The 6,227-nt window shown below is 51.1% G+C and carries 2 tRNA genes and 3 rRNA genes; all 5 read right to left on the bottom strand.

Annotated elements, in window-relative coordinates:
* Nucleotides 1-38 precede the first annotated feature (38 nt).
* The 5 genes from rrf to ABXG94_RS17760 all read right to left on the bottom strand — a co-directional run bounded on the left by rrf (nucleotide 39) and on the right by ABXG94_RS17760 (nucleotide 5,758).
* Nucleotides 39-153 (bottom strand): 5S ribosomal RNA (rrf, locus tag ABXG94_RS17780).
* Between the two features lie 222 nt (nucleotides 154-375).
* Nucleotides 376-3,260, bottom strand: a 23S ribosomal RNA gene (locus ABXG94_RS17775).
* A 612-nt stretch (nucleotides 3,261-3,872) separates the two neighbouring features.
* Nucleotides 3,873-3,948 (bottom strand) — tRNA-Ala (locus ABXG94_RS17770).
* A 19-nt stretch (nucleotides 3,949-3,967) separates the two neighbouring features.
* Nucleotides 3,968-4,044: transfer RNA gene (locus tag ABXG94_RS17765), tRNA-Ile, on the bottom strand.
* 248 nt (nucleotides 4,045-4,292) lie between these two features.
* Nucleotides 4,293-5,758: ribosomal RNA gene (locus tag ABXG94_RS17760) — 16S ribosomal RNA — on the bottom strand.
* Together the 16S, 23S and 5S rRNA genes with 2 tRNA genes alongside form the textbook arrangement of a ribosomal RNA operon.
* Between the last annotated feature and the right edge of the window lie 469 nt (nucleotides 5,759-6,227).

Below are 6,227 nucleotides of genomic sequence, written 5' to 3'. Positions count from 1 at the left end.
ATCGTATTAGAGAGAATGTGTCTTTAGTCGTTTATTAGGTTTGGCGATGCCCTACTCTCCCACAGCTTAAGCTGCAGTACCATCGGCGCAACGGTGCTTAACGGCCGGGTTCGGGATGGGACCGGGTGTTTCACTCGCGCTATGATCACCAAACCGAATAAACGGCTAAAGACGTTGATATTGGCTTAGCCAATTCAACGAGTGCGCGGCAAGGAATTGCGAAGCAACTCCTGTGCGCACCCGATTGGTGTTGTTGTCCAAGTCAGCGGTATGCTGTGTATTGTTATTGTGTATGACTTATTTGGTCCCAGGTAATGGACATTGATATGTGCTATCGCTTTGCTGCTTGAGCACTGTATCTGTCTATTACTGGATCAAATCAAGCCTATCGAGCCATTAGTACCAGTCAACTGAATGCGTTACCGCACTTACATCTCTGGCCTATCGACGAGGTGGTCTACCTCGGCTCTCAGGGATACCTTGTTTTGAGGGGGGCTTCCCGCTTAGATGCCTTCAGCGGTTATCCTGTCCGATCATAGCTACCCAGCACTGCTCCTGGCGGAACAACTGGTACACCAGTGGATCGTTCACCCCGGTCCTCTCGTACTAGGGGCAACTCCTCTCAAGTATCCTACACCCACGGCAGATAGGGACCGAACTGTCTCACGACGTTCTAAACCCAGCTCACGTACCTCTTTAAACGGCGAACAGCCGTACCCTTGGGACCTGCTCCAGCCCCAGGATGAGATGAGCCGACATCGAGGTGCCAAACACTGCCGTCGATATGGACTCTTGGGCAGTATCAGCCTGTTATCCCCGGCGTACCTTTTATCCGTTGAGCGATGGCCCTTCCACTCGGGACCACCGGATCACTATGGCCGTCTTTCGACTCTGCTCGACTTGTCAGTCTCGCAGTCAGGCTGGCTTCTGCCATTGCACTCAACGAGCGATTTCCGACCGCTCTGAGCCAACCTTCGCGCGCCTCCGTTACGCTTTAGGAGGCGACCGCCCCAGTCAAACTACCCGCCACACAGGGTCCCGGACCCAGATAATGGGCCGCGGTTAGACATCAAGCAATGCAAGGGTGGTATCTCAAGGGAGGCTCCACCAAAACTGGCGTTTTGGTTTCAATGCCCACCACCTATCCTGCACATGCATGGCCTGATGCCAGTGTGAAGCTGTAGTAAAGGTGCACGGGGTCTTTCCGTCTAACCGCGGGAAGCCTGCATCTTGACAGGCAATTCAATTTCGCTGAGTCTATGTTGGAGACAGCGGGGAAGTCGTTACGCCATTCGTGCAGGTCGGAACTTACCCGACAAGGAATTTCGCTACCTTAGGACCGTTATAGTTACGGCCGCCGTTTACCTGGGCTTCAATTCGGAGCTCTCACTCCTCCTTTTAACCTTCAGGCACCGGGCAGGCGTCAGACCCTATACGTCGTCTTGCGACTTCGCAGAGCCCTGTGTTTTTAGTAAACAGTCGCCACCCCCTGGTTTGTGCCCCCAGTCAATACTTGCGTAGAAACTGGGCCTCCTTCTCGCGAACTTACGGAGGTATTTTGCCGAGTTCCTTCAACATAGTTCTCTCAAGCGCCTTGGTATTCTCTACCAGTCCACCTGTGTCGGTTTAGGGTACGATCTAGCGATGGAGCTATTTCCAGGAACCTCTAAGCAGCCCATTCAATCCGATAAGGATGAACTACCCTCGAGATCCGTCACTTCCATCTGGCCCAGGAATATTAACCTGGTTCCCATCGACTACGCCTTTCGGCCTCGCCTTAGGGGTCGGCTTACCCTGCTCAGATTAGCTTTAAGCAGGAACCCTTGGACTTTCGGCGAGAGTGTCTCTCACACTCTTTGTCGCTACTCATGTCATCATTCTCACTAGTGATCTCTCCACCGGATGGCTCACGCCCCAGCTTCATCGAAAGCTCCGTGTCTCCAGTATTTGCGCTACCGCCTATTCGGCTACTTGAGCGCCTGAGCACCCAAGACCAAACGGTCCGCTTAAACAAAAGAGACATGGAACTATGTCACACTACGCTCTGCTACCATGCACTATGTGCATCCTAGACTTCGGCTCATGGCTTGAGCCCCGTTACATCTTCGCCGCAGGACAACTTATTTAGACCAGTGAGCTGTTACGCTATCTTTAAAGGATGGCTGCTTCTAAGCCAACCTCCTGGTTGTTTTGGTCGTCCCACCTGCTTTCCCACTTAGCCATGAATTAGGGGCCTTAGTCGTAGGTCAGGGTTGTTTCCCTCTCCACTACGGACGTTAGCATCCGCAGTGTGTCTGCCATCTAGTACTCCCGGGTATTCGGAGTTTGGTTAGGATCAGTAAGCCGGTAAGGCCCCATTACCCATCCAGTGCTCTACCCCCCGGGGTATTCGGATGACGCTCTACCTAAATAGATTTCGCAGAGAACCAGCTATCTCCGAGTTTGATTGGCCTTTCACCCCTAGGCACAACTCATCCCGATCTTTTTCAACAGATGTGGGTTCGGCCCTCCAGTTAGTGTTACCTAACCTTCAGCCTGGTCATGCCTAGATCACTCGGTTTCGGGTCTAATGCATCTAACTCAGTCGCCCTATTAAGACTCGCTTTCGCTGCGCCTACACCTAACGGCTTAAGCTTGCTAGATACACTAAGTCGATGACCCATTATACAAAAGGTACGCTGTCAGGGCGTAAAGCCCCTCCAACTGATTGTAGGCGTTCGGTTTCAGGTACTGTTTCACTCCCCTTGTCGGGGTGCTTTTCACCTTTCCCTCACGGTACTGGTTCGCTATCGGTCAGTAAGGAGTACTTAGCCTTCGAAGGTGGTCCTCCGATCTTCAGACAGAATTTCACGTGTTCCGCCCTACTTAATACATCCCATCGAGCTTCTTATACGGGGCTATCACCCGCTATGGCCATGCTTCCCAACATGTTCTAATCACTCTCAAGGCTTGGCTGGTCCCCGTTCGCTCGCCGCTACTAGGGGAGTATCAATTGATTTCCTTTCCTCCGGGTACTTAGATGTTTCAGTTCCCCGGGTTTGCTCTTAAAGACCTATGTATTCAGTCTAAAAGTACCTGGTTCAGCAAGATATAAGCAGCACCGAAGTGCTATTATATCAAACTGTCAGGTGGGTTCCCCCATTCAGAAATTCATGGATCAAAGCTTATTCTCAGCTCCCCATGACTTATCGCAGAGTATCACGTCTTTCATCGCCTCTTACTGCCAAGGCATCCACCAAACGCCCTTTTCGCGCTTGATTTGATCCAGAAATAGAAAGACATATTGATGTCCTAACGCTGCGCTACTTGAGGACTGATTTCTCAGACCCAACTAAGGCTGTGTTAAAACGATATATCAATCGGGGTCCCGAAGCTGGCAAGCACAGGACCGTCTATTCCAAACCAAAAGTCATACATAATTTTCCCGCTCTTTATCTTGGAACCCGCACTTCCCAATGTCGGTAGGGACCCGCGCGGAAGATAAAGAACAATCGAACGCTCCGTGCGGAACGTTCTCCGTAGATCTGCTTGTCAGCAAATATACGTTGGTTAGTGTACTTGACTTGGACAACTCTGTTTCATTTCAGCAGGCAGACGCAAACTAGATCGAGGAAACAATCTTGGAATACGCTCGCTTCACACATCCTTCCACCCTTGCGGATTACTAAGATATCTTCAGCACCTTACTGAGATCATCCTCTTACTTGAGGCGATCAAACAGTGTTGTTTGTTATTCTAAGATTACTCTTAAAATAACTATATTCTCTCTAAACGATGTCAAAATCGTCCGATTGGACGGCTAAACATTCGTGAATGCTTAGCGATCTAATCGACGCTTTTGATATTTGATGACACATGAATTAGGCGGAATTTGGTGGAGCCTAGGAGGATCGAACTCCTGACCTCCTGAATGCAAATCAGGCGCTCTCCCATCTGAGCTAAGGCCCCAAAATATTCCGAAGAATGATGGTGGGTCGAGGAGGACTTGAACCTCCGACCTCACGCTTATCAGGCGTGCGCTCTAACCACCTGAGCTACCGACCCAAGTGAATTGCCAAGGCAATTCAACATCGCGCTGCCAGGCGTTTTGCAACGCAAAATGCTGAGAAGCGCTGCACGGGAACCGGTAGGCCCACGTGTTATTCTGAAGAGATATGAGGACGGCCCGGCCGTGAGTTTGATCAACTTTGTTTGTTGATCTTATGCTAAGTGTATCACGACTTTTTATGCGCTACCGCTGCGCTACTTGAGCGCGTTGGTAACTCATAAATCGTAGCTAGATACATCCTTAGAAAGGAGGTGATCCAGCCGCAGGTTCCCCTACGGCTACCTTGTTACGACTTCACCCCAGTCGCTGATCCTACCGTGGTCCGCTGCCTCTCCGAAGAGTTAGCGCACGGCCGTCGGGTAGAACCAACTCCCATGGTGTGACGGGCGGTGTGTACAAGGCCCGGGAACGTATTCACCGCGTCATGCTGTTACGCGATTACTAGCGATTCCGACTTCATGGGGTCGAGTTGCAGACCCCAATCCGAACTGAGACAGTTTTTAGGGATTAACCCATTGTCACTGCCATTGTAGCACGTGTGTAGCCCAACCCGTAAGGGCCATGAGGACTTGACGTCATCCACACCTTCCTCCCGCTTATCACGGGCAGTTTCCCTAGAGTGCCCAGCCGAACTGCTGGCAACTAAGGATGTGGGTTGCGCTCGTTGCCGGACTTAACCGAACATCTCACGACACGAGCTGACGACAGCCATGCAGCACCTGTCACTGCGTCCCCGAAGGGAACGTACCATCTCTGGTAGTGGCACAGGATGTCAAGGGTTGGTAAGGTTCTGCGCGTTGCTTCGAATTAAACCACATGCTCCACCGCTTGTGCGGGCCCCCGTCAATTCCTTTGAGTTTTAATCTTGCGACCGTACTCCCCAGGCGGAATGCTTAATCCGTTAGGTGTGTCACCGAATAGCATGCTACCCGACGACTGGCATTCATCGTTTACGGTGTGGACTACCAGGGTATCTAATCCTGTTTGCTCCCCACACTTTCGTACCTCAGCGTCAGTATCGAGCCAGTGAGCCGCCTTCGCCACTGGTGTTCCTCCGAATATCTACGAATTTCACCTCTACACTCGGAATTCCACTCACCTCTCTCGAACTCAAGACTAGCAGTTTTAGAGGCAGTTCCGAGGTTGAGCCTCGGGATTTCACCCCTAACTTACTAATCCGCCTACGTACGCTTTACGCCCAGTAATTCCGAACAACGCTAACCCCCTCCGTATTACCGCGGCTGCTGGCACGGAGTTAGCCGGGGTTTCTTTACCAGATACTGTCATTATCATCTCTGGCGAAAGAGCTTTACGACCCTAAGGCCTTCATCACTCACGCGGCATGGCTAGATCAGGCTTGCGCCCATTGTCTAAGATTCCCCACTGCTGCCTCCCGTAGGAGTCTGGGCCGTGTCTCAGTCCCAGTGTTGCTGATCATCCTCTAAAACCAGCTATAGATCGTAGACTTGGTAGGCCATTACCCCACCAACTATCTAATCTAACGCGGGCCGATCCTTCTCCGATAAATCTTTCCCCCTAAGGGCGTATAAGGTATTACTCTCAGTTTCCCGAGGCTATTCCTTAGAGAAGGGTACGTTCCCACGCGTTACTAACCCGTCCGCCGCTCGGTCCCGAAGGACTGCGCTCGACTTGCATGTGTTAGGCCTGCCGCCAGCGTTCGTTCTGAGCCAGGATCAAACTCTCAAGTTGAAAAGCACTTACATGCTTATCCTTGACGTCGAACCTCTGCACATCACTGATGTTATAAAACATCAATCCTACATCCTGGCTAGGATGTAAGAATAAACTGTTTGTTGTGCTTAAGTTAACAAAGTTAACAAAAAGCCGTCCAAACAGTGAAGCTGTTAATCTTATCATCGAGCCGAAGCTCTAAAGACCAGATATGCAAACATTCGTCGTCGAAAACGACCAAACCGCCCACATATCTCTTCAGTGTCATCACAATGTCAAAAAACGCGGATCCCGTAAGACCCAGAGACAAAAATCAACAAGTAGCGCCAATCTTACCGGCGCAACCCGCATCCTAGTACCTCAAAATTCTCTCTCAAACACTCTCCAGAGCACCGCTCCGTTTCCCGTCTGACCCGCCGTTGTGCGCCTCAGCGCCGCCGGTAAGGGGGGTTCTAAGGTTACTAACGCACAGCCGCAAGACCTTTTT

Origin of the sequence: Cognatishimia sp. WU-CL00825 (assembly GCF_040364665.1) — a bacterium.
In the GTDB taxonomy this organism is placed as follows: domain Bacteria; phylum Pseudomonadota; class Alphaproteobacteria; order Rhodobacterales; family Rhodobacteraceae; genus Cognatishimia.
This window is presented reverse-complemented; position numbering and strand designations above follow the sequence as displayed.